21 protein-coding genes and 1 tRNA gene are annotated in these 23908 nt (G+C 65.1%); 8 read left to right on the forward strand and 14 right to left on the reverse strand.

Annotated features, from left to right (window positions below):
- Window positions 1-15: 15 nt before the first annotated feature.
- The 6 genes from AC1DD3_RS06290 to AC1DD3_RS06315 are packed head-to-tail and all read right to left on the reverse strand — an operon-like array spanning window position 16 to window position 7795.
- On the reverse strand, window positions 16-1863 hold the full coding sequence (locus AC1DD3_RS06290) for a protein kinase domain-containing protein (RefSeq protein WP_476881206.1): 1848 nt from the start codon (window positions 1861-1863) through the stop codon (window positions 16-18).
- On the reverse strand, window positions 1860-3314 hold the full coding sequence (locus AC1DD3_RS06295) for a peptidoglycan D,D-transpeptidase FtsI family protein (protein ID WP_230120390.1): 1455 nt from the start codon (window positions 3312-3314) through the stop codon (window positions 1860-1862). Before AC1DD3_RS06295 ends, AC1DD3_RS06290 begins: the two co-directional genes overlap by 4 nt.
- Window positions 3311-4771: an FtsW/RodA/SpoVE family cell cycle protein gene (locus tag AC1DD3_RS06300; protein ID WP_230120391.1), complete on the reverse strand. Its 1461-nt coding sequence runs from the start codon at window positions 4769-4771 to the stop codon at window positions 3311-3313. Before AC1DD3_RS06300 ends, AC1DD3_RS06295 begins: the two co-directional genes overlap by 4 nt.
- Window positions 4768-6570, reverse strand: a complete 1803-nt coding sequence (locus AC1DD3_RS06305) for a PP2C family protein-serine/threonine phosphatase (protein ID WP_476881207.1) — start codon at window positions 6568-6570, stop codon at window positions 4768-4770. The genes AC1DD3_RS06300 and AC1DD3_RS06305 overlap by 4 nt, the downstream gene beginning before the upstream one ends.
- Before the next feature lie 2 nt (window positions 6571-6572).
- A complete protein-coding gene (locus tag AC1DD3_RS06310; protein WP_230120393.1) occupies window positions 6573-7055 on the reverse strand; it encodes an FHA domain-containing protein FhaB/FipA in 483 nt (160 codons plus the stop codon).
- Window positions 7052-7795, reverse strand: coding sequence for an FhaA domain-containing protein (locus AC1DD3_RS06315; RefSeq protein ID WP_230120394.1), 744 nt, complete (start codon window positions 7793-7795; stop codon window positions 7052-7054). Before AC1DD3_RS06315 ends, AC1DD3_RS06310 begins: the two co-directional genes overlap by 4 nt.
- 387 nt (window positions 7796-8182) lie before the next feature.
- Between AC1DD3_RS06315 and AC1DD3_RS06320 the strand changes: the two genes are divergently transcribed.
- Window positions 8183-8265 (forward strand) — tRNA-Leu (locus tag AC1DD3_RS06320).
- Window positions 8266-8588: 323 nt separating this feature from the next.
- On the opposite strand, the gene AC1DD3_RS06325 is transcribed toward AC1DD3_RS06320, so the two are convergent.
- The 3 genes from AC1DD3_RS06325 to AC1DD3_RS06335 form a co-directional block, all read right to left on the reverse strand.
- A complete protein-coding gene (locus AC1DD3_RS06325; RefSeq protein WP_230120395.1) occupies window positions 8589-9965 on the reverse strand; it encodes an MFS transporter in 1377 nt (458 codons plus the stop codon).
- Between the two features lie 172 nt (window positions 9966-10137).
- Window positions 10138-10431, reverse strand: a complete 294-nt coding sequence (locus AC1DD3_RS06330) for a universal stress protein (protein WP_476881208.1) — start codon at window positions 10429-10431, stop codon at window positions 10138-10140.
- A 74-nt stretch (window positions 10432-10505) separates the two neighbouring features.
- On the reverse strand, window positions 10506-11477 hold the full coding sequence (locus tag AC1DD3_RS06335) for a 2-hydroxyacid dehydrogenase (RefSeq protein ID WP_230120397.1): 972 nt from the start codon (window positions 11475-11477) through the stop codon (window positions 10506-10508).
- Between the two features lie 311 nt (window positions 11478-11788).
- Here AC1DD3_RS06335 and AC1DD3_RS06340 point away from each other — a divergent pair, with 311 nt between their 5' ends.
- The 6 genes from AC1DD3_RS06340 to AC1DD3_RS06365 are packed head-to-tail and all read left to right on the forward strand — an operon-like array spanning window position 11789 to window position 18261.
- Window positions 11789-13348: an ABC transporter substrate-binding protein gene (locus AC1DD3_RS06340; protein ID WP_476881209.1), complete on the forward strand. Its 1560-nt coding sequence runs from the start codon at window positions 11789-11791 to the stop codon at window positions 13346-13348.
- Window positions 13349-13373: 25 nt separating this feature from the next.
- Window positions 13374-14303: an ABC transporter permease gene (locus AC1DD3_RS06345; RefSeq protein WP_230120399.1), complete on the forward strand. Its 930-nt coding sequence runs from the start codon at window positions 13374-13376 to the stop codon at window positions 14301-14303.
- An 8-nt stretch (window positions 14304-14311) separates the two neighbouring features.
- Window positions 14312-15328, forward strand: a complete 1017-nt coding sequence (locus tag AC1DD3_RS06350) for an ABC transporter permease (protein WP_230120400.1) — start codon at window positions 14312-14314, stop codon at window positions 15326-15328.
- A complete protein-coding gene (locus AC1DD3_RS06355) occupies window positions 15325-16491 on the forward strand; it encodes an ABC transporter ATP-binding protein (protein WP_476881210.1) in 1167 nt (388 codons plus the stop codon). Before AC1DD3_RS06350 ends, AC1DD3_RS06355 begins: the two co-directional genes overlap by 4 nt.
- Complete coding sequence (locus AC1DD3_RS06360) at window positions 16484-17539, forward strand: ABC transporter ATP-binding protein (RefSeq protein WP_476881211.1); 1056 nt, start codon at window positions 16484-16486, stop codon at window positions 17537-17539. Before AC1DD3_RS06355 ends, AC1DD3_RS06360 begins: the two co-directional genes overlap by 8 nt.
- Window positions 17536-18261 carry a sulfite exporter TauE/SafE family protein gene (locus AC1DD3_RS06365; RefSeq protein WP_230120403.1) on the forward strand — a complete coding sequence of 242 codons (726 nt, stop codon included), beginning with the start codon at window positions 17536-17538 and terminating at the stop codon, window positions 18259-18261. Before AC1DD3_RS06360 ends, AC1DD3_RS06365 begins: the two co-directional genes overlap by 4 nt.
- On the opposite strand, the gene AC1DD3_RS06370 is transcribed toward AC1DD3_RS06365, so the two are convergent.
- Both AC1DD3_RS06370 and AC1DD3_RS06375 read right to left on the reverse strand, forming a co-directional pair.
- Entirely contained in the window at window positions 18254-19285 is a 1032-nt protein-coding gene (locus AC1DD3_RS06370; protein WP_476881212.1) for a 2-hydroxyacid dehydrogenase, read from the reverse strand. The two genes, AC1DD3_RS06365 and AC1DD3_RS06370, sit on opposite strands and share 8 nt — an antisense overlap.
- Window positions 19279-20580 (reverse strand): glucarate dehydratase family protein, encoded by a 1302-nt coding sequence (locus AC1DD3_RS06375; protein WP_476881213.1) that lies wholly within the window; start codon window positions 20578-20580, stop codon window positions 19279-19281. The genes AC1DD3_RS06370 and AC1DD3_RS06375 overlap by 7 nt, the downstream gene beginning before the upstream one ends.
- Before the next feature lie 121 nt (window positions 20581-20701).
- Here AC1DD3_RS06375 and AC1DD3_RS06380 point away from each other — a divergent pair, with 121 nt between their 5' ends.
- On the forward strand, window positions 20702-21613 hold the full coding sequence (locus tag AC1DD3_RS06380; protein ID WP_476881214.1) for a LysR family transcriptional regulator: 912 nt from the start codon (window positions 20702-20704) through the stop codon (window positions 21611-21613).
- A 73-nt stretch (window positions 21614-21686) separates the two neighbouring features.
- Here AC1DD3_RS06380 and AC1DD3_RS06385 read toward each other — a convergent pair whose 3' ends face one another.
- The 3 genes from AC1DD3_RS06385 to AC1DD3_RS06395 all read right to left on the reverse strand — a co-directional run.
- Window positions 21687-22382, reverse strand: coding sequence for a FadR/GntR family transcriptional regulator (locus tag AC1DD3_RS06385; RefSeq protein ID WP_476881215.1), 696 nt, complete (start codon window positions 22380-22382; stop codon window positions 21687-21689).
- Between the two features lie 10 nt (window positions 22383-22392).
- Window positions 22393-23520 carry an L-talarate/galactarate dehydratase gene (locus AC1DD3_RS06390; RefSeq protein ID WP_476881216.1) on the reverse strand — a complete coding sequence of 376 codons (1128 nt, stop codon included), beginning with the start codon at window positions 23518-23520 and terminating at the stop codon, window positions 22393-22395.
- A gap of 155 nt (window positions 23521-23675) precedes the next feature.
- On the reverse strand, window positions 23676-23908 hold a 233-nt coding region (locus tag AC1DD3_RS06395), incomplete at its 5' end, for an HNH endonuclease (protein ID WP_476881217.1).

Consider the following 23908-nt stretch of genomic DNA (forward strand, 5'->3'; position numbering starts at 1 on the left):
CGGCGTGGTCACGGCTTACCGCCCGGTCGGAGGGGCACTGGGAGTGACCGTGGCCGAGGGTGAGGGAATCAGGGCTTTGGCGAGGTGGTACGTCACCACGGAACCGGCGTCGACCTTCTTGCCGGCGCCCGGATCAGAGCTGACAAACGTACCGGGCTCCTGTCCCGGATCACCCTCGACATCATCTCCCTTTTGCCAGCGCAGCCCGGCCTTTTCGATGGCGCTCTGTACCTCGGCCTCGCTGCTGCCGGCGCTGATATCCGGTACTACGATCTGCTCCGGACCCTTGGAATACGTGACCTTGATCGTTTCACCCGCCGGAACCGGGCCGGACGGATTGATGTCCGTGACGGTGCCGGGAGCAGCGGGATCGGCGACCGGGACGCCGTTCACCTGCAGCCCGAGCGCGATCAGGTCGCTGCGCACCTTGCTGTACTGCTGTCCCAGGTAGGCGTCGGGAATCAGGTTGATGGCCTCCGGGGTGGTTTCCGTGGGCGTGGGCGTTGGCGAGGGGGTCGTGGGCGTGGGCGTTGCCGATGTCGCGGAAGGCGTCGGGCTGGCGCTCGTGGAGGTTGTCCGGCTTGGCGAACTCGAGGTGGTGCCCGCAGGCGCCTGCGACGGGAAAAGAATGCCGGCTTGGCTCAGGAGGATGCCGACGACGGCGAACAGAACCAGCAGGATCAGGGCGATCAGCGGCCAGGTCCACGGGCTGCGCTTGCGACGTTCGGGCTCATCGGCAGGCTCGTCGTCGTACTGTTCCTCTTCCTGGACCCAGCTGCGTTCGGCGGCCAGGGCGTCAGCCCGCGAAAGGGTGCTGCCGGCACGGGTGGGCGTTCCCTCGCCTGCTGCGCCAGCTGCGCCCGCGGCTGCAGCACCCGCGGCTGCGGCGCCGAGCACCGGCAGGGCGGAGGTCGCCGTCGTTGAGTTTTTCTCGGAGCCAATGACTCCGGTGGGCGCCGTGTGCATCTTGACCGGGGCCGTGATGGGGCCGGTGGCTGCCTCATAAAGCAGCATGCCGGGAACGGCGGCGTGGGCTGCCGAAATATCTCCGTTGCGGATGGCTTCGGCGGCTTCGGAAAGTTTGATGGCGTTGGCCGGCCGGTTCTTCGGATCCTTGGCGAGCATGGACATCAGGAGCGCCCGGACCGGCTTTGGCAGGGTGTCCGGCAGGGGCGGCGGGGCATCGTTCACCTGAGCCAAGGCGATGGCGATCTGGGACTCGCCGGAGAACGGCCGGTGGCCCGTGAGGCACTCGTAACCGATAACGCCGAGCGAGTAGATGTCGGAAGCGCCCGTGGCCGTCTGGCCGGTGGCCTGTTCCGGGGCGAGGTACTGGGCGGTACCCATCACCTGGCCGGTCTGCGTCAGCGGGACCTGGTCCGCAAGGCGGGCGATGCCGAAGTCCGTCACCTTGACCCGTCCGTCGGGTGTGATCAGCAGGTTGCCCGGCTTGATGTCGCGGTGCACCAGGCCTTGGGCATGGGCAACCGACAGCGCACGTGCGGTCTGGGCCATCATGGACAGAGTGCGGTCCGGCGAGAGGACCTGCTCGTGTTCGATGATGCTGCTCAGCGGCTGGCCGGGGACCAGCTCCATGACCAGGTAGGCGGACCCCTCCTCCTCGCCGTAGTCAAAAACATTGGCGATGCCCACGTGGTTTAGCAGCGCGGTGTGGCGGGCCTCCGCACGGAATCTCTGGAGGAAGCCAGGGTCTCCCGTGTACTCCTCCTTGAGCACTTTGATGGCCACGATGCGGCCGAGGATAAGGTCCTTGGCTTTCCAGACTTCGCCCATGCCGCCGATCGCAATACGCGTGGTCAACTGGAATCTGCCGCCGAGGGTGATTCCCGATGTAGGCCTCACTTATTCAACACCGCCTCAAAAATCTTCTTTGCGTTCGGACTGGTTAGCTGTGCGCCGGTGGTGATGTCAACGCCTTGCATGACGATGGTGACAGACACCCGCGGGTCCTTAGCCGGGGCAAACCCGGTAAACCAGGAGTTGTTCAAGCCGGTTCCCAGCTCTGCGGTGCCCGTCTTACCGGCAACTTCGACACCGGGGACGGCCGCCCCGCCCGCGATTCCTTCACTCACCACGCTGGTCATCCAGTCAGTGATCTGGCCGGCTATCTCCGGCGTGGTGGAGGTCCGCAGCGGAACAGGCTTCGGTTCTTCGAGGACGCGCAGGTCTGGGGACCGTACGGCCTTGATCAGGTTGGGTGCCATCTGCACGCCGCCGTTGGCGATGGCCGAGGTCATCAGCGCGATCTGCAGCGGCGTGGCGCGGACGTCGCGCTGCCCGATGGCGGACTGCGCCAGCCCGGCCGCGTCCAGGTCCCGCGGGAAGATGCTCTTGGCATAGTCGAGCTTGAGCTGGTCGCCCAGTTCCTGGCCGAAGCCGAACTTAGCCGCCTGCTCGGCGATCGCGTCCTCACCGAGTTTCTGGGCGATGCTCGCAAACGGTGTGTTGCAGGACTGCTGGAGCGCAAACGCGAAGTTGGCGGTGTTCCGGGTGTAGCAGTTGCCGCCGGCATAGTTGGGCAGGCGGTACTGGATGCCCGGGAACGACATTTCGGCCGGATTCGGCAGTTCGCTGTCCGCGTTGTATTTGCCCGAGCCCAACGCTGCCGCGGTGTCCACGAGTTTGAAGACCGACCCCGGTGCCAGGAGGGCGCCCGTGGGGCCGCTGACTGACTGGTTCAGGTTGACGCCGGGAACCTTGATGACCTCGTTGTAGCTTGCCTGCTCCTTGGCCGCGTCCTGGGTGGCGATGAGGTTGGGGTTGTATGACGGCTTGCTGACCATGGCCAGGATGTTGCCAGTCTTGGGGTCCGTGACCACGATCGATCCGCGCTGGCCGTCCGGGATGAGGTCATACGCCAGCTTCTGGATCTTGGGGTCGATGGTTAGTTCCACGGAGGCACCCTTCGGCTGGTTGCCCAGGAACAGCTGCCCGATGCGGTCCAGGAAGAGCTGGTCCGAACTGCCGGCGAGCTGGGCGTCCATGGCGCGCTCGAGGCCGGTCACGCCGTAGTTCTTCGAGAAGTAGCCTGTGAGCCCCGCGTAGAGCTCGGGCTGTGTGTAGGTCCGCTGGAACTTGCAGGTCTCGTTTCCCTCAACGGACTCTGCGATGGCCGTGCCGCCAACGAGGATCGCGCCGCGGTCGTTGCAGTAGTTCTGGAGAATGGCACGCTTGTTCCAAGCGTTGGCCTTGAGCTCGTCGGCCCCAACCACCTGGACATAGCTGAGCGCACCGAAGATCAGGGCGAACATGGCGATCGCGGCGATCCATGAATGTCGAATGGCCTGGTTCACAGGTGTTTCACCGCCTCGGTGGGAGCGTCAGGAAGGGTCTGGGTGGCATTCCTGCCGGGCCGTCCGCCAGCAACGGGAGCGGGCTGCTGCGCCGTTGTCTGTGCCTCCGGGGTTTTGCCCGGCTGCATTGGCGTGGTGTCCACGGGGCCGCGCGCAGTGTGCGAAATCATCAGCAGGAGGCCCACGATGATCCAGTTCGCGAGGAGGGAAGAACCTCCCGCGGCAAGGAAAGGTGTGGTCAGGCCCGTCAGGGGGATGAGCCGCGTGACGCCGCCGATGACCACAAAGCACTGCAGGGCCACCGCGAAGGACAGGCCGCACGCCAGCAGCTTGCCAAAGGCGTCCCGCGTGCCGAGGGCCGCCCGGAAGCCGCGGGTGAAGAGGAGGAGGTACATCATGACGATGGCGAACAGCCCAATCAGGCCAAGCTCTTCACCGAAGGATGCGATGATCATGTCGCTGTTCGCAAAGGGAACCAGGTTGGGACGTCCCTGGCCAAGCCCGGTGCCCACGAGTCCGCCGCTGGCCATGCCGAAGAGGCCTTCGACGATCTGGCCGCTGCCGCCCGGGGACCGGCCGAAGACTTCCTCGGTAAATGCATTGAGCCAGGCGTCGATGCGGAGTGCGACGTGGGAAAAGACCTTGGACGCCACAAAGCCGCCACCCAGGATGAGTGCGAGGCCGATGACCACCCAGCTGATTCTGCTTGTGGCCACGTAGATCATCACAATGAACAGTCCGAAGAACAGCAGGGAGGATCCGAGGTCGCGCTGGAAGATCAACACGCCGATGCTGACCAGCCAGGCGGTGATCATTGGTCCCATGTCCTTGAACCGCGGGAACTGCAGCGGACCGATTTTCCGGCCCGCCAGCATGATCAGGTCGCGGTTCGAGGAAAGGTAGCCAGCGAAGAATATAGCCAGGGTGATCTTCGCGACCTCGCCGGGCTGGAACGTCATGGGGCCGAGGCGGATCCAGACGCGGGCGCCCAGGATTTCGCCGGCGGAAATGCCGGGCACCAGCGGCAGGATCAGCAGCAGTGCACTCACTGCAAGGGAGATGTACGTAAAGCGGCGCAGGACCCGGTGGTCCTTGAGCAGCCAGATCACGGCAATCGCGACGGCCATGGCGATGAGGGTCCACCTCATCTGGTTGTTGCCGGTGTCTTCCCCCGGCGCGTCCAGGCGGTGGATCATTGCCAGGCCGAGGCCGTTGAGTGCGATCACAAGTGGAAGTATTACCGGATCGGCATACTTTGCACGGAGCCGCAGGACCACATGGAAAACCAGGGCCGCAATCGCCAGCAGGCTGGATTGGAACCAGAAATCCGTGTCAAAAGCGGTCTGCTCGTCGATGCTGATCAGCGCGTTGGCGCCGATGCTCACGCCAAGTGCCAGTACGAGCAGCAGCAACTCGACGTTGCGGCGTGGCTTCGGGATTGTGTCGGCGTGGGTCATTGGCCACCCTCACAGGTTGCGGTTGGAGATGGCACTGCGGAGGCGCCGGCGGTGGCTGTTGGAGATGCCGTCGGCTTGGGGCTGGCCGTCGCGGTCGGACGCTTGGAGGCAGATGCCGTGGGTTTGGGAGAGGCCGTGGCGGTAGGGGGTTTCGGAGACGGGGAGCCGGCAGCGGTGGAAGTCGGTGATTGGGTCAGGCACTCATCCGACGGTGCGGTGCTGCCCGTGCGCTCGAGGTTCTTAACGATGCGCTGGGCGTCGTAGAGATCGCGTGCAGGCACCGTCTGGCGCACGCGCTGCTGGGAGAACTGGGGCAGTGAATCCATCCGTATGTCGGTTACGGCCTCAAGGGTGGACAGCTGGAGCGGGCCAAGGCGCTGCGAGACGCCATTAAAAATCGCCACCCGCTGGTCGAATTCGCCAATGTAATAGCGCGTCTGCGTCCAGGCGTATCCCAGCCAGAGCCCCACCGCGAGGGCCACGAGCGCTGCGGCCGCGATGCCCATGGTGATCCACCGGCGAGGCCGCCGTTCCGGGCCCAATTCGGCGGCTTCGTCGCGCGCCTGTTCGGCTTTGTGGGTCAGGACTGTAGCCGCCCGGCGTGCGACGGTGCGCCCAGCGATGGTGGGGATGGAGCCAGTTTCGGCCGCCGCGACGGCCGCTCCAACGAGGAGGTGGGGTCGTGAGGACAGCTCCTGCCGCAGCACCTCTGCCGAGAGATGTTCGCCCAGATGGGGGTCCGTGGTGGTTGTAGGCTCCTCGCCGGCATCCTGGCCGGTGTCCGCGGTGTCCGCGGTGTCCGCGGTGCCGGCGGCGTCTGCCTGGTCGGCGGTGTCCGGAGCCGAAGGTTCGGACGCCCGGGGGGTGCCCGGGGCGGGGGCGGACGCCGTTACCGGCGCCGCTTCACCGGGCTGCTCCACAGAATCGGCCGTGGCCGCGGCGGCAACCGCACCGGCGGCTGCAGCCGGCTTTTCGCCGGTCAGTTCAGCGGGAGGAACGATTTCGACGGCGGCTGTCTTGACGTCGTCGTCCGTTTCCTCGGCAATTTCGACCATGACGACGGTGACGTTGTCCGGGGCGCCGGCCTCCAGGGTGAGATCGACAAGCGTTTCCACGCATTCGCGCATGTCCTTGGTTTCCCGGACTGTCCGTTCCACGACGTGGCCGGCCACATAGTTCAGGCCGTCGGAGCAGAGCAGCCAGCGTTCGCCGGGCTGAACGTCCAGCGTGTCCAGGTCCAGCTCGGGGCTTGCATCGACGTCTCCGAGGACGCGCATCAGGACGTTCTTGTGCGGGTGGGTTTCGGCTTCCTCGGGGCGGAGGCGGCCTTCATCGATCAGGCGCTGGACGAACGTATGGTCAATGCTGATCTGTTTGAACTCGCCGTCCCGGAGCCGGTACGCTCGCGAATCGCCGATATGGGCGAAGTGCAGCTTGCCCTCCGCGAGCAGCAGGGCCGTCACGGTAGTGCCCATGCCGGCCAGTTTGGGATTGATGTGGACGAGTTCGGACAGCAGCGAGTTGGCCGTCTGGATTTCGTCGGCGAGGACGGTTCCGGCGTCGCCCTCGTACTCGTCCGTATCCAAGTGGATCATGTCCAGGACGGTCGCCGCGGAGGCGACATCACCTCCGGCGTGCCCGCCCATGCCGTCGGCCACGACGGCCAAGTGCCGGCCTACGTAGGCGGAGTCGTCGTTTTTCGCGCGGATACGGCCGACGTCGGAGCGCGCGGCGTAGCGCAGAATCAGGGGACGCGGCGAGGCTGGCGCCTTCTCCGCGGGGATGTCCGGAGCGGCCATGGCTATGGCCTCAATTCGATGACCGTCTTGCCGATTCTCACGGGTACGCCGAGGTCCACTGGGAGGGCCCGGGTGAGCTGCTGGTCGGCCAGATAGGTGCCGTTCGTGGAGCCGAGGTCCTCAATGAACCAGCGGCTTCCCTGCGGGAAAAGCCGTGCATGCCTGCCGGAGGCGTAATCGTCCTCCAGCACCAGGGTGGCTTCCTGGGCTCTGCCCAGCAAGATTGGGCTGGCAGCCAGGGGGACGGTCCGGCCCTTGAGCGGGCCTTCCGTCACCACCAGCTGGCGGGCCTGCTGCTTCACCGGCGTAGGAGCCGGCTCGGCAAGGTCGGGGTTCTTGCGGACCTGCCTGGCCGTGGGGACGCCCGTGGCGGCCTTGCGGCCGATCATGAGGTCGCGGCGCATAGCAGAGACGATGCTGAAGATCAGAACCCAGAGAAGGAGCAGGAAACCGAAACGCAGGGCCGTGATGGTCAGTTCGCTCATGGGCGGCCGCCAGCGTTGGCCGGCAGGAGGCGGAAAATGATTTTGGTCCGTCCCATCGTGATGGTGGAGCCGTCGGTGAGCTCCATGCTGCCGGCCACTTTGTGTCCGTTGACGTAGCTGCCGTTGGTGGAACCCAGATCTACGGCCGTGGTGGTGCCGCCGGCTGTTTGGATTTCCAGGTGGCGGCGGGAGACTCCGGTGTCGTCCACGAGAATGTCAGCTTCTGATGAACGGCCAAGGACGATTGAGGGCGCGTTGAGTGAATACCGCTGGCCGTCGATGTCCAGGACGGGCTGCAGGCGGACGGGCTGGCGGCTGGGCGCAGCCGGAACGTTGGCGCGCAGCGGGGCCGCGGCAGCCGGGCCGGAAGCCTTTTCGGTCTTGGAGGTAATTTCGAAGTCTCCCGGACGGTGGGCTTCATCGCGACGGAACGAGATGCGGACCGGACCCTGCAGCGTGTAGCCCTGGCTGCGGACGTGGTTGATCACCACATCGCAGAGTTCCTCGGCCAGGGGCGTGCCCCATTCCTGGGCCCGCTGGAAGTCGTCATCGCTGAGCAGCACGTCGAAGACGTTGGGTGCCAGGGTTCGGCCGGCGGCAATCGTGATGGCCTTGTGGTCCACCTCGCGGCGGAGCCGGCTGGCGATTTCCACGGGCTCAACCTGGGCCTTGGAACCGGTGGAGAAGACGCCGCGGACGGCCTTCTCGATGCCGCGCTCGACTTTGTCAAGCAAACCCATGGTCCTCTCCTTTCCTTGCAGCCGCTGGGCGGCACACCTCGTGGAACTCATCTGGTAATGCAGGTCATAACAGAACAGTGAGCCCGCCGGGAAGCGGGCGCCTATACATCCGATACTACTTGCCACCCCTGTGAATGACCTTAATCCACAACGCGCCGGACGCTCGATTCGTTCATTCACGAACGCCCGGTGTTGCTGTGATCACGCGGGCATGCTCTGCGTTCGGCGGAGGAACAAGGGCGGATCACGCGCGCGTCCGCAGGTGGTTTGACGGCCCCAAAACGGCCGATTGGCATTTTGCCGTGATTGTCCGTTATGCTTGATCTCGCTGCTTTTACGAGGTTGCAACTCCGGGATTCGGAGCTGGAATCGAATGGAAGAAGTTGCGCGCGAGTGGCGGAACGGCAGACGCGCTGGCTTCAGGTGCCAGTGTCCGAAAGGGCGTGGGGGTTCAAATCCCCCCTCGCGCACGCAATCAAGGAAAACCCCGGTCTTCGGACCGGGGTTTCTTTTTTGCCACAACGGTCTGTGGCTGGTCTGTGGCTGGTCTGCGGCTGGCTCGTCTGCGGAGCCGTAGGCCTTGCCTCTACGACGGAGCCGCCGCTGCCGGACGGTAGGCGTGGCTGGGGTTTCAGCAGCCGTTCTCGTAACGTGTACGCCTCAGATCGATCGCGAGTCTCTTGGCTCCGGCCAGACGGCGGCCAGCGGGTCACTCTAGACCTACGGGCCCGGCAGCAGAGCTGCCGGACCCGGTCCGATTGAGGGTTTGGTTGAACGATTATTTGTTGACCGATTATTTGTTGACGGCGACCTTCGGCCGGGCATTCGCCTCAACGGGGGTTTCCCCTTCGGGCCGGGCCTCAGTTCCGTCCGGGGAGTTGGCGGCCTTGCGTTCCTTCAGGAAGTAGACGAGGCCGGCAGCCACCGTGGAGGCGGCGGCCAGGGCGAAGAGTCCCGGTACCACGCTTCCGGTCTGTTCCTTGATGATGCCGAATCCAAACGGGGCCACGAATCCGCCCAGATTGCCCAGGGAGTTGATGATGGCGATGGCGGGGGCGAGGACCAGCGGGTGCAGACCGGACTGGGGGATGGTCCAGAAAAGCGGCGAGGCGCTCTTGAAGCCCATGGCGGCGACGGCCAGGAATACCAGCGCCAGAACCGGGGTGGCGACGGCTGCCGCAAACGTTCCCACGGCTGCAACGAGCAGGGCAACCACGAGCAGGGGACGCTTGGATTTGGCTTTGTCCTGCCATTTGGCGGCGAAGTACATGGCGAAGACGGCGCAGACCCAGGGTATGGCCGAAAGGAAGCCGACGCTCAAGTCGGTGGTGCCGGGGATCTGCTTGACGATGCTGGGAAGCCAGAAGGTGTTGGCGTAGATGGAGAGCTGCACGGAGAAGTAGATGCCGCAAAGCAGGAGAATCTGCGGATTCAGGAGCATCTTCCAGCGGTTGACCTTGTCGCCGCTTCCGGCTGAGTGCTGGGCATCCTCACGGTCAATGGCGCCGGCGAGTGCGGATTTTTCCCCTGCCGTGAGCCATTTGGCATCTTGGATCCTGGCGTCGAGGACGAAGAATACGGCCATCCCGACCGTGACGGACAGCAGTCCCTCGAAGCCGAACAGCCATTGCCAGCCGCGCAGGCCCGCGACATCGTGGAGGCTGAGAAGCACTCCAGCGATCGGGCCGGACAGCGCCGCGGCGACTGACGATCCCGCGATGAAGACGGCGGTGGCCTTGCCCCGCTGGCCGGCCGGCACCCAGCGGGCGAAGTAGAAAATGACCGCGGGAAAGAACCCGGCTTCGGCTGCGCCCAGCAGGAACCGCAGAACGTAGAACATGGTCTCGTTCTGAACAAACACCATCAGGAAAGAGACGATGCCCCAGCTGATCATGATCCGGGTGAGCCAAATCTTGGCACCGAACTTCTCCATCATCACGTTGCTGGGAAGTTCGAAGATGGCGTAGGCGATGAAGAACAGCCCGGCTCCAAAGCCGTAGGCCGCGGCACCGATTCCGACGTCCGCCTGCAGGTGATCCTGGGCGTAGCCGATGTTGGAGCGGTTCAGCTGGTTACAGACGAGCATGACCAGCATGATGGGCAGCACTCGCCGGAAAAATTTCTTCGTGGCCGAAGCCAGATCCGTGACAGCGGTGTCTACAGACTGCATGGGAAAATCCTCTTTGATAGATCAACAAGCCTACGCTGCGGGGGCGGCCGGGAGGCCGGCCTTTGTGGTCCCCGCCACAGCTTCCCCTCGACTTTATTCAACCGCAGTGATGCACGTCCAACACATATTTTGCATTGCTTGATACCTCCAGGGCACTGTGCAGCCCCCTGGCTCAGATGCGCGGGCCGACGTCTGCTTTTACTGCCGTGACCGGGCAGCCAGCTTCCAGGATGACCCGCTGGGCAGTGCTGCCCAGGAAGAGCTTCCCCACCGGGGAGCGCCGCCGGACCCCGATCACTGTCAGCTCGACACCCTCCTCGTAGGAGGCGTCGATCATGCGGTCCGCAGCGTCATTGCCTTCGCTGGGGCGCAGTGAGGCCTGCACACCCGCTGCCGCTGCCGCGGCGATGGCGGCGCGGATGTCCGACTCCGCCTCGGCGGACACTTCGCCCGCGTCCGGGCCCATGATCTGCAGCGCGGTCCCTCGTAGTGCAGCCTCCTCGATGGCGGCACTGAGGGCCGCACGGCCCTCTTGGCTTGCTACGTAGCCGACTGCGACGCTGATGCCTGCACCGCCGTCAGGACCGAACCGGTGGCCACGAACTGCCGCAGGTTCGCGAGCGTCAGCTCTGCCATCGCCGCCCTCGTTTCGTGGGTCCCGCTCCCCAGGTGCGGCAGAAGGACCACATTTTCGAGGGCGAGGAGGTCTTCCGGGACCTTCGGCTCCTCCTCGAACACGTCCAGCCCTGCCCCTGCAAGCCGTCCGGCCAGGAGGGCAGCCACGAGGGCGTCCTCATCCACCACAGATCCTCGGGCAATGTTGATCAGGTAGCCGTCGGGCCCGATCGCACCGATGACGTTGGCATCCACGAGCCTGGCCGAACCGGGACCGCCGGCGGCGGCGACAATCAGTACGTCGCAACCGGCGGCAAGTTCGTGCGGGGACGCCTTGTACTCGTAGCTGACTCCGTCCACCGGATTGCGGCTGTGGTAGCTGATTTCGCAGTCGAAACCTTCCAGCCTGCGTGCGATGACCCGTCCGATCCGGCCCAGCCCGAGGATGCCCACCCTTTTGCCGCTGGCTTTGGTGGTCAGCGGGAAGTTGCCTTTGCTGAGCCAGTCGCCGCGGCGGACGAAGCGGTCCGCTGCGCCGACCCGGCGCAGGACGTCCAAGTACAGGGCGATGGCAGTGTCCGCCACACAGTCATTGAGGACATCGGGCGTGTTGCTGACGATGATGCCGCGCTGGGCAGCCTGGGCGACGTCGGTGGTGTCATAGCCGACACCGAAGTTGATGACCGCGCGAAGGTTGGGGAGCGCGTGCATCAGCTCCGTGCCGACGCCGAACTTTCCGGAAGTCACGGCCACCTCGAAAGACCCGCCGTGCAGCCTCAGGAACTCTTCCTGCTCGGAGGGCAAATCGGGAAGCCGCACGGCGCCGTATTCCCTTGTGATGGGTTCTTGAACGCTTGGCATGAGTGGCCCTACCTGGAGGACAGCGATGTTCTTCATAACTGCACCCTAGGATTCCGATTCATACGCGTCCAACATGTAAATGGCATAGTTCGATTCACGAAGTGAATTGATGGGACCACTCCGGCGGAACCACGCGGATTTCAGGCCAGCGTGGTGCCCATCACACACCCCGAGCGCCTCGCCGGCGCCCCTTCGGGCGCGGCTGGCGACCGCCACGAGCCTTGTGGAGCCTGTGGCCCTCAATTAGCTTGAGTCCAGCGCGGCCCCGAAAGCACCTGTTCTTGATGCCCTGCTCCACCGCTGCAAGAGCACCCCGCTGCCGCAAGTATCCAATCCGGAGGAATCCAATGACGTCTTCTTCAAAGCTCCCCTTTTCCGCTGGCTTGCTTAGGTGGCCAGCCCTTGCATCCGTCGCGGTGCTGGGCCTGAGCGGCTGTTCAGTTGCCAATTCCGACGCGGGCGCGGCTTCATCGAGCACGGTGCGCGTGGTCCTCGCCCAGGAACCGCCCACCCTCGAAGCCTGTGAATCGAACCTGACCTCCACCGGTGTTGTGGTGCGCTCGAATGTCACCGAGCCGCTGATCGAACGCAATCCCCAGAGCGGCGAGCTCGAGCCGAAGCTCGCCACAGAATGGAAAGCCACCACCGATAGGGAATGGACGCTGAAGCTGCGCGAAGGAGTCAAGTTCCAGGACGGTACGCCATTCAATGCCGAAGCCGCCGCCTTCACCATCGAAAGGGCGGTCAACTCCAAGCTGGGCTGCAACGTAGAGGGCTATGTCTTCGGCGATGCGGATCTCGCCGTGAAGGCCGTAAACGCCACTACCCTCACCGTCACCACACCGGAACCCGACCCCATCCTGCCGCTGCGCCTTTCGTTCCTTGAAGTGGTCCCGACGTCGACTAGCGCCACGGAGAAGGTCCGTGAGCCGACCGGCACCGGTCCCTACAAGATCGAGAAGTGGGACGCCGGCCAGAAGATCACGCTGTCCAGCTGGGACGGCTACTGGGGGGCCAAGCCCGCCTATGCCAAGGCCGAGTACCAGTGGCGTTCCGAAAGTTCGGTGCGGGCGGCCATGATCACCAGCGGCGAAGCTGACGTCGCGATGGGGCTTAGCCCGGACGACAACATCGGTGACCTCGGCGTCGACTACCCGAACAACGAGACAGTGGCCCTGCGGCTCGACGCCAACGAAGCACCGCTCAGTGACATCCGCGTCCGCCAGGCCATCAACTTCGCCATCGACAAGGAAGGAATCGTCAACTCGCTCTACCAGGGCAAGCACCAGGTGGCAGCCCAGTTGGTTCCTAAAGGCATCGTGGGGCACAACGACGCACTGAAGGGCTGGCCGTTCGACCTGGACAAGGCGAAGTCCCTTGTTGCCGAAGCCAAGGCCGACGGCGTTGACACGTCCGCGCAGATCTCGCTGGTAGTCCGCAGCGCCCAGTTCCCCAAGATCACTGAACTGGGCCAGGTGCTGCAGGAGCAACTGAGCCAGGCCGGCTTGAACGTAAAGCTCAAAATGCTGGAAACCAGCCAGCACCTGACCTATCAGGTCCGCCCCTTCGCAAAAGATGAAGGCGCAGTGGCGCTGATGACACAGCACGGAAACCAGGCCGGCGATGCCGCCTTCACTGTGGACCAGTACATGCTGTCCACCGGAGCCCAGAGCTACTTCGGCACCCCCGAGTTCGACGCCATGATCAAGAAGGCGGACGCGGCATCGGGCGACGAACGGAAGAAGGACTTCGAGGAGATCTTTGCCTACCAAAACGACAAGGTTGTCCAGTTCGCCCACATCTCGCACCAGACCGGCATCATCGGCAAGGCCAAGTCCGTGAACTACACGCCCAACTCGTCCAGTGGCGATGAGTTGCGTGTTTCGGAAATGACCCCGGCAAGCTAACCCGGCTCCGGGAGGAAGGACAGCCATGCTGATCTACTTGAGAAAGCGGATTGCCTCGAGCGCATTGCCGTTGATGGTGGTGATCGTCGGTGTGTTCGCGCTGGCCAGGATGACGGGAAATCCTGCCAGTCTGTACCTGCCGCTGAATGCCACGCAACAGATGCGCGATGCCTTCAGTGCGCGCAATGGTTTGGACCAGCCGCTGCCGGTGCAGATGGCCGACTACTTCGGCGGTGTGCTCCGGCTCGATTTCGGCCAGTCGCTGCGCACGGGGCAGGACGCGGCCGCCATGGCGCTGCGTGCCTTTCCTGCCACCTTGCAGCTTGCCGCCACCACCATGGTGCTGGCCATCCTGCTGGCCCTGGTGGTGGGTTGCTGGGCGGCATTAAAGCCGAACGGCATTGCGGACCGTATCTCAAGTTTCGTCTCGATGGCTGCCGCTTCCATCCCGGATTTCTGGCTGGCAATCGTGGGAATCTGGGTGTTCGCCATCACCTTGGGCTGGCTTCCGACATCAGGCGTGTCGGGAGCCGGTGCCTGGGTGCTGCCCATCGCCACGCTGCTCCTGCGGCCGTTCGGTGTGCTGGTCCAGATAGTCCGCGGTTCCATGGTCTCCGCGCTTTCTGAGCCCTACATCAAGCTGGCCCGCAGCCGTGGAGCAGGCGAACTCCGGGTCGTTACGCATCACGCGCTGCGTAATGCGGCCGCCCCCGCGCTGACCGTGGCCGGGGACCTGACGGTGGGCCTGGTCAACGGCGCCGTTGTGGTGGAAACCATTTTCGGCTGGCCGGGCATCGGGAAGCTCATGATCGATTCGATCCTGCAGCGGGACTTCGCTGTCCTGCAAGCAGCCGTCCTGCTCACCGCTGTCGCGATCTTCGCCCTGAATATCCTCATCGACATGGGTTATGCGCTGCTGGACGCACGCGTCCGTCCCGTCACGGTAAAGGCTTAGGAGTAGCCATGAAGAGTTCATTGACTGAAGGTGCGGCTCGGGCGCAGCTGCCGGCGGCCCTCCCGGAAGGAAATAGCGACGGTACGAGCAATGGTAAGAAGGACAGCAAGCAGGATGGAAAGCTCAGTCTCTTCCGCCTCCTGCTCAAGGACCGCTTTGCCACCGTCTCGGCACTGGTCCTTATCCTCATCGGCCTGACAGCCCTCATCGGCCCTGCCCTGATGGGCGATCTGGCCACCAAGCAGAACCTGTTGTTCGCCAACAAAGCACCCTTCACCTTCGCGCACGGCTGGGAATACTTCCTCGGCAGCGATTCCCTGGGCCGCAGCATGCTGGCCCGGCTGGTGGTAGCCAGCCGTACCACCTTCTCCGTCGCCTTGCCTGCGGTGGCAGTGGCCCTCATTGTTGGCTCCCTCTGGGGCGTTTGGGCCGGGTACCACCGGGGCTGGCGTGAGAACGTGTCCATGCGCATCGCCGACGTGATCATGAGTTTCCCGTCCCTGCTGCTCGCCGTCGTCGTGCTTTACGTGTTCAGCCCCAGCTCAGCGAACATCGTGCTGATTTTGGCCCTCACCCGCATTCCCATTTACCTGCGGACGGCGCGCGCCGAATCGGCCGAGCTCCAGAGCCGGACGTTTGTGGATGCGGCGCGCACGTTCGGTGCCAAGCCGAATGCGATCATCGTCCGGCACGTCATTCCCGTGGTGCTGCCGACGCTGCTGACGCTGGCTACGCTCGAGTGTTGTTACGTGATGCTGGCCGAGTCCTCGCTGAGCTTCCTGGGCATCGGCATTCAGCCGCCGGATGTCAGTTGGGGCCTGATGGTCTCCCAAGGCCGACAGTATCTGCAGACCGCGTGGTGGCTGTCGATTTTCCCCGGCGTCGCCATCGTGGTCACCACCATCGCGGCCAACGTCCTTGCCGCCTGGCTGCGGATCGCCACCGATCCGGCCCAGCGCTGGCGCCTCGCACTTCCCCGCAAGCGGCTGATCGCCCGCATCCCAGCCAAGGAGACACAGCCGTGAAAACAGCTACCGACCCAGCACCCGCAAAACGCTCGCGTGCCGCAGCCGCAGCCGCAGCCGCAGGCACAGCAACAGGGCAGGCGAAGGCACACGACGTCGTCCTTAAGGTCCGCGACCTTGCGGTGGACATCCGCACGCACCGCGGCACCGTGCGCGCCGTCAACAGTGTGGCCTTCGAAGCCAGGGCCGGAGAAACCCTGGCGCTGCTCGGGGAATCCGGCTGCGGAAAATCCATGACGGCCAAGGCACTGGCCGGGATCATGGACCCCGTCTGCGATCTGGCCGACGGCGAGATCAACCTCAACGGCACCGATCTCGCTGCCCTCACTCCCAAGCAACGGCTCAAGTTTGCCGGGCCCGAGCTGGGCATCGTCTTCCAGGACGCCCTGACTGCCCTGAACCCCGTTTATACGGTTGGCACCCAACTCGGCGAGGCCTTCCGCATCCACCGCGGCCTGAGTGCCAAGGAGGCCCGGGTTGAGGCGATTGATCTGATGAAGCGCGTGGGAATCCCTGAACCGGAGTCCCGGGTCAACTCCTACCCGCACCAGTTCTCCGGTGGCATGCGCCAGCGCATCCTCATCGCCATGGCCGTGGCCCTCAATCCCCGCCTGCTGATCGCCGATGAACCCACCACCGCCCTGGACGTCACGGTCCAGGCGCAAATCATGCAGCTGCTCCGGAAGCTCCGCGAAGAGGGCCAGATGGCTGTCATCCTGATCACCCACGACCTCGCGGTGGTGGCTGAGGAGGCCGATTCCGTGGCTGTAATGTACGCCGGCAACGTAGTGGAGAGCGGGCCGGTCTCCGAAGTCTTCGCCGACCCCCGCCATCCCTACACCAAGGGGCTGCTGGAATCGGTGCCGGTCCACCTGGAGCGCGGCGCACAGCTCAAGTCCATTGCTGGCAGCCCGCCGGAGCTCCACGACATCCCCGCCGGATGTGTCTATCAGTCCCGATGCCCGTTGGTCCAGGAAATCTGCTGTGCGGAACGGCCGGCGCTCCGTCCGGTCAGTGGTGCGGGCACCGGTCCGGTCGGCGGTGCGGTCACCGGACTTGGCGCCGCTGTCACGGGCAGCGCTTTGAACGTCCCTTCCGGCAACGAGCCGCGGCCTGCCCGCGCCGCCGCCTGCCACTTCAGCGAGGAGATCAACAATGTCTGAGCCGCTTCTGAAAATTGATGGCCTGACCAAGACGTTCCACGTGGCCAAGAGCGCCAGCGGCAATACGCGGCTCAAGGCCCTGGACGGGATCAGCCTGACCGTTGGCCGCGGTGAAACGCTGGGCCTGGTGGGTGAGTCCGGCTGCGGCAAGTCCACCCTGGCCCGGACCCTGATGATGCTGGAAACCCCGGATGAAGGGGCTGTCAGTTTTGAAGGAACCAATCCTTTCGGGCTCCGCGGGAAGGAGCTGCTGAGCTGGCGACGGCGGGTGCAGATGGTTTTCCAGGACCCGTTCGCCTCGCTGAATGCCCGGATGAACGCCGGGGACATCATCACCGAGCCGTGGGCCACCCACCGTGGCCTCTACCCGACGTCCAGGGAACGCGAAGCCCGGGTCCGCGAACTGCTGCACATGGTGGGTCTGCGACCCTCGGATGCATGCAAGTCGCCGCAGGAGTTCTCCGGCGGCCAGCGCCAGCGCATCGGAATTGCCCGGGCCCTGGCCCTGAACCCCGATGTCATCATCCTCGATGAGCCGGTCTCGGCCTTGGACCTTTCCGTCCAGGCACAGGTCCTTAATCTGCTCAATGAGCTCCAGCAGGAGCTCGGGGTCTCCTACATCTTCATCTCGCACGACCTGACCGTGGTCCGCCACGTGGCAGACAGGGTCGCGGTGATGTATCTCGGACGGATCATCGAGACGGGAGCCACGGAAAAGGTCTTTGACCATCCACGGCACCCCTACACGGCTGCCCTGATGTCGGCGTCCCCGAAGCTCGACGTCAGCGGTGCGAAGCAGGACAGGATTGTCCTCGAAGGTGAGTTGCCCTCTCCGTTGGATCCGCCGTCGGGCTGCCGCTTCCGGACGCGGTGCTGGCAAGCCCAGGACATCTGCAGTGAGGTTGCGCCGGAACCGCAGGTCCTCTCGGCCCTCGGTACGCGGCACGTTGCAGAGTGCCACTTCCCGCTCGATTCCATCAAGGGCCTGAAGGCCACCAGCGCCTCCGTCCCTATCGCGACTGCGCCTGCCACCGCCTCCGCCCCGTGACGGGTGCCGAATACGCCATCATTGCCGGGGTGATCTTCCTGGCCGCGTGCCTGCAGGCATCCAGCGGATTCGGCATGGGCATGCTGGCGGCGCCGGTGATCGCGATGGTGGATCCGGCGCTGCTGCCGGCCACGCTGATCCTCCTCGCGTTTCTGGTCACCGTGATGGTGACGGTGCGGGAGCGGCAAAGCCTGGATTTGCGGGGCGCAGGCTGGGCGCTGGTGGGCCGGGTTCCCGGAAGCTTCCTCGGCGCGTGGCTGGTGGCCGCCCTGTCCAAGGAAGGCCTTGCCTGGATGGTCGTGGCCGTAGTGCTGACCGGACTGGTGCTGGCAGGCCGCGGCTGGGCGCCCCGGCCTGTCCGGGTAAACCTGATCGCGGCAGGCGCGGCGTCCGGCGTCATGGGAACGGCCACGTCGATTGGCGGCCCGCCTATGGCGTTGGTCTGGCAAGGCCACGATGGACCCCGGCTGCGCGCCACCATGAGCGCATTCTTTATGGTGGGTTCGTCGATTTCCATGATGATGCTCTGGATCGCCGGTGCGGTCTCGGCCGAAATGCTGGTGTTGGCGATGTGGATGGTACCGGCGGCTGTGGGCGGCTACGCGGCTTCCCGGTTTGTTAACCGCTTCCTCAACGCGGTGCGCCTCAAGGCCCTGGCCCTGGGGGCGTCGGCGCTGGGTAGCGTCCTGCTGATCGTGCAGCTGGTCCTGGCAACTACGTAGCCGGAACCGGCCGCGGCACCAGGTTCAGAAGTTTCCCTGCGCGGGCCAGTCGCCCGATGTTGGCGGCAATGTCCGCTGCCCTGCGTTCAAAAGTGACCCGTGCATGGCCCGAATGGTGCGGCGTCAGTACGGTGTTCTCCAGCGCCGCGAAAGGCAGTTCTGCCGGCGGGACCACACCGTCCGCGGGCGACCCCCACCAGACGTCGAGGCCTGCTCCGGCGATGCGGCGTTCCTTCAGGGCTGCGTAGAGCGCGGCCTGGTCAACCACGGGACCGCGGGCCACATTAATGAGGAACGCCGAGCGTTTCATGCTGGCCAGTTCAGTGGTCCCGATCATTCCCTCCGTTCCGGGATCCAGCGGCACCGTCACCACAACGATGTCCGACGCGGCCAGAAGCCTGTGGAGCTCGTGGTTTCCTCCGACCCAGTCGAGGCGGACCCCCTCCGGAAGAGGGGCCGAAGGGTTGCGCCGGACAGCCCGGACCTTCATGCCCAGCATTCCGCCGACTCGGGCCACCTCGGCGCCGATGGAGCCCAGGCCCACCAGCCCCAGCGTCAGGTCGGCGAGAACGGGATGGAAAGGCACGTCGTCGTCCGTTGCGATGGTGCGCCACTTTCCTTGGCGGACCTCCCGGTCGGCGGCAGCCACATTGCGCGAAAGCATGAGCGTGACCATCATGACGTGCTCGGCGATGGGCCGTGCGTGGTGGAAGGTGTTGGCCACCTGAGCCGACGGCGCCAGATGAGGGAAAGAAATCTTGTCGTAGCCTGCGCCCGTGACATGCACCAGCCGCACGCGGCCGGCAGCCTCCGCTTCCGCGGGGCCGAGGGAGGAGCAAACCACGACGTCGGCACCCGCGAGGGCGGTAAGCCGGCGTTCGGGAGTCCAAGCCGCAGCCATGTCCCAGTGGTGGGCGCCGCCGTCGGCCCTTAGCCGGTCCTCGAAGCGGCTGATGATAGGGTCCGTGACCACGATCTTCAGCGATTGCACGCCGCCCGAAGCCCGCTCCCCGGCGTTTACCACCGGGGGCTCTGAAGCTCATAGGAGGGTTGGAGCCGCTGCATGTAGCCAGTGTCATCCCGGCTCCTGATCCCGCAGTCCAGGTACTGGCGGTGCAGGCGATCCAGGGCGTCGCGGTCTACCTCGACCCCCAGGCCCGGGCCGGTGGGGACCTTGACGGCGCCGTCCTTGAACGTGAACACGCCGCCGGCAATGACGTCCTCCGACGGGTCCTTCCACGGCCAGTGGGTGTCGGACGCATAGTCGAGGTTGGGGGTTGCCGCCGCCAAATGGACCATGGCGGCAAGGCTGATGCCCAGATGGGAATTCGAGTGCATTGACAGCCCCAGGCCGAACGTTTCGGTGATGCCGGCCAGGAACTGGGTTCGGCGGAGGCCGCCCCAGAAGTGGTGGTCCGAGAGGATGACATCCACTGCGCCGGCAGCCACGGCGGGCGCCACGTCCGCGAAGCTGACCACGCACATGTTCGTGGCCAGCGGCATGCCCACCTCACGGCGCACGGCCGCCATGCCATCAATGCCGGGCGTGGGGTCCTCGAGGTACTCCAGAACGCCGTGCAATTCCTTGCCCACGCGAATGGAGGTCTCCACCGTCCACGCACCGTTAGGATCAATGCGGAGCGGCAGGTCGGGGAATTCCGCACGGAGGGCCTGGATGGCCGCGATCTCTTCTTCCGGTGCGAAGACGCCGGCCTTGAGTTTAAGGGCGGTGAAACCGTAGCGGTCCACCATGGTCCGGGCCTGCTTCACGATCCCGGCAGGGTCCAAGGCCGCACCCCAGCCATCGTCCTCCTGGCCGGGGTGGCCCGCCCACTTGTAGAACAGGTACCCGCTGAACTGCACAGAGTCTCGGACAGCGCCGCCTAGGAGGTCGCTGACCGGCCGGCCGAGGAGTTTGCCCTGGATATCCAAGGCTGCGACGTCGAACGCGGACAGCACGCGGTCAGCTGTGCTCGAGCCGGTCACCATGCCGCTCATGCCGTGGCCGCCCTGGATGTTGTCCTGCTGCAGTGCCTCGGTGATCCGGCTGCGCAGCCGGTTGATGTTGAAAATGTCCGTCCCGGGCAGGGCGGCAGCTGCGAGCTGGAGCCGGGCAATGTGGCCGGCGTCGCCGTAGGTTTCACCGAAGCCAGATACGCCGACGTCCGTCTGGACCTCCACGATGGCCCGCAGCGCGAACGGTTCGTGGACGCCGACGGTGTTCAGGAGCGGTGGGTCCTTGAAGGCCACCGGGGTGATGAAGACGCCCGTTATCCTGGCCTGGTCGACGTACTGGGCGGGATCGTATGCCTGGTCCACTGCGCTGTGCTCCTTGGGTTGGCTCGGGGTTGATTTACCTGCTCCGTTCCCCGACCATAAGGGGAGTCATCGATCCACGTCCAAGCTAATTTGCGCACTCAACAATTCAGTAAAGGTATGAATGTTTTCCCTACCCCAGTTAGAAGCGTTCGTGGCCGTCGCTGAAGAGCTTCACTTCGGCGCTGCGGCGGAGCGGCTCAACATGACGCAGCCGCCGTTGAGCCGCCAGATACAGATGCTGGAGAAGAAGCTGGGAGCCCAGCTCTTCGGCCGCACCAGCAGGAAGGTGGAGTTGACCGCCGCCGGCGCCACCCTGCTTCCGCGGGCACGGCAGATCCTGGACATGTGCATCAAGACGGACCTGGATGTCCGCCGGGTCTCGTCCGGCGAAGCGGGCGCCATCACTGTGGGGTACACGGCCATAGCCGGGCAGAGCGCGCTGCCGCTGATGCTGCGGCGAGCCGCGGAGGGAATGCCGGGGGTGTCCTTTGTACTCCGGGAACTGGTCTCAACGGACCAGATGGACGGCCTGGTGAAGGGCAGCGTGGACATCGGCCTGCTGCGGCCCATCGTGGCCCGGCCGGGCGTAGTGTCCCGGCCGCTCATGCAGGACCGTCTGGTGGTGGCGCTGCCCGAGGGCAGTTCGTTGCTGGGCAACATGGCGGCGCCGCAGGGGGAGTCGCTGCCACTCGGGTCCCTGGACAGGCTTCCGTTGCTGATGTACTCCACCAAGGAGGCCCGTTATTTCCATGACCTGGTGCTCCGGCTGTTCGCCAGCGCCGGCGCCCACGCCAACATCACCCAGTACGCCAGCCAGGTTCCCGCTCTCCTGGCCTTCGTCCAAGCCGGGCTTGGTGTGACACTTGTCCCCGCCTCGGCAATGGCTTTCGCCCCCACAGGAGTGGAATTCCATGAGATCGACGGACGGCACGGCATTCAGGAGCTGAACCGGGTGGACTTGGAGCTGGCATGGAACGAAGAAACAGCCAACCCCGCGGTCCTTCGGCTTCTGAAGCTGATCGGGACGTTCTGACCGGCCCGGCTGGCGCCTGGCGGGTCCTGATCGGCCCGTCCTGACTGGGTACGCCCTGACCGGCAGGCCGGAACTACTGGCGTCCGGCCCGGAGCCGTCGCCGTGAGTTAGCGAGGTGGCTGCGCATGGCAGCCGACGACGACGATTCGTCACCATCTGCGATGGCGGCATAGATGGATCCGTGCTCGTGAACCACCTGCTCGAAGTGGTCCCGGGCGTAGTGCTCGGTTCCGGTCATCAGCCGTGTCCGGGGCATGGCGATCATGGTCTGCCCGAGGGAGGCCAAGCAGTCGGAGTAGAACGGGTTGCCTGAGGCTGCGGCGATGGCTCGGTGGAACTCGTAGTCCGCCTTCATGGCGTGCGCCGGGTGCTCCACGCCGGCCGTGAAGTCCTCGAGCGCGTTCAACATTGCCTTGAGTTGGCGGTCGGTGCGGTTCCCGGCGGCGAGGGCGGCGGCCTCGGACTCGACGCCGATTCGGAACTCCAGCAGGTGAATCCGGTCTTCCATGGTGACCACAGCCCTGGTGCCGTTTGCCGCCGTCGGGCCGTCCGGGGGCGGGGTCAGCGCGAAGCTGCCCCGCCCGCGTTCGGTCTCCACGAGTCCCTCCGCCTGAAGGCGGGTAAGAGCGGCCCGGACCACGGTGCGGCTCACGCCAAACTCGCCGATCAGCGTGTTTTCGCTCGGTAGCTTGTCCCCGGGCTGGATGTCGCCGTCGACTATGCGGTTGCGAAGATCGGCGGCGAGGTCCGCGGTCAGGTTCCGGCTCATGGCTTCAAGATTACGCGCCGAACTCCACTGTCTCGGTGGTCCAGGCGCGGGCCTGGTCACTGAGGCTCACGCCGAGGCCGGGGCGGTCTGGGACGATCATGCGGCCGTTCTTGGTTTCGAGGCGCTCGTTGAACAGCGGGTCCAGCCAGTCGAAGTGCTCCACCCACGGCTCGCGCGGGTAGGCGGCGGCGAGGTGCAGGTGGATCTCCATGGCGAAGTGCGGTGCCAAGCCCAGACCGCGTTCGTCCGCGAGGGCGGCGAGGCGGAGGAACTGGGTGATGCCGCCGACGCGGGGAGCGTCGGGCTGGATGATGTCGCAGCCGTTGGCGTTGATGAGGCCCTTGTGTTCGGCTACCGAGGCCAGCATCTCGCCTGTGGCGATGGGCGTGTCCAGGACGGCGGCGAGGTGGGCGTGGCCCTCGAAGTCGTATGCGTCCAGCGGCTCTTCGATCCACACGAGGTTGAACTCCTCGAGCTGGCGGCCCATGCGCAGCGCGGTGGCGCGGTCCCACTGCTGGTTGGCGTCCACCATGAGCGGAACGTCCCAGCCGATGTGTTCGCGGATCCCGGCGACGCGGCGCAGGTCCTCCTTGCTGTCCGGGAGTCCGACCTTGATCTTGATGCCGCCGATGCCTTCGTGGATGGACTGGGTGGCACGTGCCTTGACCTCATCCAAGGTCGCGTTGAGGAAGCCGCCTGAGGTGTTGTAGGTCTGCACGGAGTCACGGTACGAGCCCAGGAGTTTGGCCAAGGGCAGGCCGGCACGCTTGGCCTTGAGATCGTAGAGGGCGATGTCGATGGCGGCCAAGGCCTGGGTGGCTACGCCGGAGCGGCCAACGGATGCCCCGGCCCAGAGGAGTTTGGTGTAGATCTTGCCGATGTCGTTGGGGTCCTCGCCGATGATGCCATCGGCAACTTCTTTGGCGTGGGCGTACTGGGCAGGCCCGCCGGCTCGCTTGGAGTAGCTGAAGCCAATTCCGCTGTGGCCCTGTTCGGTGGTGACCTCGGCGAAGAGGAAGACTACCTCGGTCATGGGTTTCTGACGGCCGGTGAAGACCTTGGCGTCGCTGATGGGAACGGCCAGCGGGAGCCTCGCAGTGGAAAGTTTGACGTGCCGGATCAGGTCGACGGTGCTCATGGGTTCTCCTTGGAAGCGGAAGGGGGCAACATCGCCCGCAGGTCTTATGCTACAAGTAGCGAACTTGTATTACAAGTTCCTCACGATGGACCCGACCATTGGAGGTGCCGAAGCCGAAGAGTTCGCATGCCAGGACCGCCGGGTGGGTGGCCGTTTTATGTTCGGTGGTGGTGGTTGCGTCGGGGTTTTTGGGTGGGGTCGATGTGGGGTGGGGGGATGAACCAGGGGATGCCGGTGGYGATGTGGATTTGCCATTGTTCTTTGTGGATGAGGTGGTGGTGGTGGGTGCAGAGGAGGACGCCGTTGTCGGTGTTGGTGGGTCCGCCGTGTGACCAGTAGGTGGTGTGGTGGGCTTCGCACCAGGGKGCGGGGATGGTGCAGGTGGGGA

It is taken from the genome of Arthrobacter sp. 05T444, assembly GCF_056395905.1.

Coding starts and splice junctions, on each gene's coding strand:
- AC1DD3_RS06345 (WP_230120399.1), top strand. CDS start 13,374: ATGCTGATCTACTTGAGAAAGCGGATTGCCTCGAGCGCATTGCCGTTG.
- AC1DD3_RS06310 (WP_230120393.1), bottom strand. CDS start 7,055: ATGAGCGAACTGACCATCACGGCCCTGCGTTTCGGTTTCCTGCTCCTT.
- AC1DD3_RS06300 (WP_230120391.1), bottom strand. CDS start 4,771: ATGACCCACGCCGACACAATCCCGAAGCCACGCCGCAACGTCGAGTTG.
- AC1DD3_RS06305 (WP_476881207.1), bottom strand. CDS start 6,570: ATGGCCGCTCCGGACATCCCCGCGGAGAAGGCGCCAGCCTCGCCGCGT.
- AC1DD3_RS06360 (WP_476881211.1), top strand. CDS start 16,484: ATGTCTGAGCCGCTTCTGAAAATTGATGGCCTGACCAAGACGTTCCAC.
- AC1DD3_RS06350 (WP_230120400.1), top strand. CDS start 14,312: ATGAAGAGTTCATTGACTGAAGGTGCGGCTCGGGCGCAGCTGCCGGCG.
- AC1DD3_RS06325 (WP_230120395.1), bottom strand. CDS start 9,965: ATGCAGTCTGTAGACACCGCTGTCACGGATCTGGCTTCGGCCACGAAG.
- AC1DD3_RS06330 (WP_476881208.1), bottom strand. CDS start 10,431: ATGGGCCCGGACGCGGGCGAAGTGTCCGCCGAGGCGGAGTCGGACATC.
- AC1DD3_RS06335 (WP_230120397.1), bottom strand. CDS start 11,477: ATGAAGAACATCGCTGTCCTCCAGGTAGGGCCACTCATGCCAAGCGTT.
- AC1DD3_RS06380 (WP_476881214.1), top strand. CDS start 20,702: ATGTTTTCCCTACCCCAGTTAGAAGCGTTCGTGGCCGTCGCTGAAGAG.
- AC1DD3_RS06315 (WP_230120394.1), bottom strand. CDS start 7,795: ATGGGTTTGCTTGACAAAGTCGAGCGCGGCATCGAGAAGGCCGTCCGC.
- AC1DD3_RS06385 (WP_476881215.1), bottom strand. CDS start 22,382: ATGAGCCGGAACCTGACCGCGGACCTCGCCGCCGATCTTCGCAACCGC.
- AC1DD3_RS06390 (WP_476881216.1), bottom strand. CDS start 23,520: ATGAGCACCGTCGACCTGATCCGGCACGTCAAACTTTCCACTGCGAGG.
- AC1DD3_RS06340 (WP_476881209.1), top strand. CDS start 11,789: ATGACGTCTTCTTCAAAGCTCCCCTTTTCCGCTGGCTTGCTTAGGTGG.